This is a genomic window from Streptomyces sp. NPDC059080, from assembly GCF_042739975.1.
GTDB classification, from domain to species: domain Bacteria; phylum Actinomycetota; class Actinomycetes; order Streptomycetales; family Streptomycetaceae; genus Streptomyces; species Streptomyces benahoarensis.
The window spans coordinates 37,535-39,490 of the sequence record NZ_JBHYGX010000053.1; the positions used below are offsets into that span (position 1 = coordinate 37,535).

At 72.4% G+C, this 1,956-nt stretch carries 1 protein-coding gene; it reads right to left on the reverse strand.

All coding sequences use genetic code 11. From position 1 onward, the window contains the following. Positions 1 to 133: 133 nt before the first annotated feature. Entirely contained in the window at positions 134 to 1,516 is a 1,383-nt protein-coding gene (locus ACFWWQ_RS27265) for an L-serine ammonia-lyase (protein ID WP_384601381.1), read from the reverse strand. Between the last annotated feature and the right edge of the window lie 440 nt (positions 1,517 to 1,956).

Consider the following 1,956-nt stretch of genomic DNA (forward strand, 5'->3'; position numbering starts at 1 on the left):
TTAAACTACACTGTCCCTGCTATTTTGTTTTTTCTCTAACGGGGGGGCCGGATGTTTCCGGTTTTTGGGGGGGGGCCCGCCCCCCCCCCCCCCGGGGGCCGGCCCCCCGGGGGCGGGCCCCCGGGGCCGTCCCTCAGCACTCGATGATGTTCACCGCGAGCCCGCCCCGCGCGGTCTCCTTGTACTTCACCGACATATCGGCGCCGGTGTCCTTCATCGTCTTGATGACCTTGTCGAGGGAGACATGGTGGCGGCCGTCGCCGCGCAGCGACATCCGGGCCGCGGTGACGGCCTTGACGGACGCCATGCCGTTCCGCTCGATGCACGGGATCTGCACCAGACCGCCGATCGGGTCGCAGGTCAGGCCAAGGTTGTGCTCCATGCCGATCTCGGCGGCGTTCTCCACCTTCTCCGGGGTCGCGCCGAGGACCTCGGCGAGGCCGCCCGCCGCCATCGAGCAGGCCGAGCCGACCTCGCCCTGGCAGCCGACCTCCGCGCCCGAGATGGAGGCGTTCTCCTTGAAGAGCATGCCGATCGCACCGGCGGCGAGCAGGAAGCGGACCACGCCGTCCTCGTCGGCACCGGGCACGAAGTTCACGTAGTAGTGCAGGACGGCGGGGATGATCCCGGCCGCGCCGTTGGTGGGGGCGGTCACCACCCGGCCGCCCGCCGCGTTCTCCTCGTTGACGGCCATGGCGTAGAGGGTGATCCACTCCATGGCGTGCGCCTGCGGGTCGCCCTCGGCGCGCAGCGCGCGGGCGGCGTTGGCGGCCCGGCGGCGGACCTTCAGGCCGCCCGGCAGGATGCCCTCACGGCTCATGCCACGCGTCACGCACGCCTGCATCACGCGCCAGATCTCCAGCAGCCCCGCGCGGATCTCCTCCTCGGTGCGCCACTCCTTCTCGTTCTCCAGCATCAGCGCGGAGATGGACAGCCCGGTCTCCTGCGTCAGCCGCAGCAGTTCGTCGCCGGTGCGGAACGGGTGCGTCAGGACGGTGTCGTCGAGCTTGATACGGTCCTCGGCCGCCGCGTCCTCGTCGACGACGAAGCCGCCGCCCACCGAGTAGTACGTCTTCTCCAGCAGCGGGGCGCCGTGCTCGTCGTACGCGAAGAGGGTCATGCCGTTGGCGTGGTACGGCAGGGAGCGGCGGCGGTGCAGGATCAGCTGGGTCGCCGCGTCGAAGGCGATCTCGTGGGCGTCCCCTATCTCGGCCGCCAGCAGGCGCAGCCGCCCGCTCTCGCGGATCTCGGCGACGCGGGTGTCGGCGTTCTCCACGTCGACGGTGCGGGGGGAGTGGCCCTCCAGGCCGAGCAGGACGGCCTTGGGGGTGCCGTGGCCGTGGCCGGTGGCACCGAGCGAGCCGAACAGTTCCGCGCGCACCGAGACGGTCTGGGCGAGCAGTCCGTCCTTCTTGAGGCGGCCGGCGAACATCCGGGCCGCGCGCATGGGGCCCACCGTGTGGGAGCTGGAGGGGCCGATGCCGATGGAGAAGAGGTCGAAGACGGAGATGGCCACGGTGGCGGACTCCCTTGTCTGCTCGTGAGGGGCGGTGCGGGCGGGGAGGGGGGATCGAGGAGGTTGGTGCGGGTTTCGGGACGTATCGGTGCCGACGGACGAGCGTAACCCGGACACGGTGCGGGCCGCCGGACGCGGTCCGACGGGCGGCCGTCGGCCCGGGGAACGGCGGGTGCCGGGGCGGCAGGGATTCCCCGTGCGGAGGGCCGGGGCTCCCCGCGCGGAGGGCCGGGACTCCCCGTGTGGAGGGTCGTACGGAACGATCGAGGTGCGGCCCGACCGGCGTACGCGGCCGCCGTCCGCACCCGTTTCACGGCCTGTGCGCCGGATCGTTCCGCGTCTTCGGGCAGGCAGACGGCGAGCCCGGGACCGAGGTCCCGGGCGAGGGTGCCCAAACCCAACCCGCGGGCCGGGCGGGGGCGGGACGCGGGGCCAGCCCC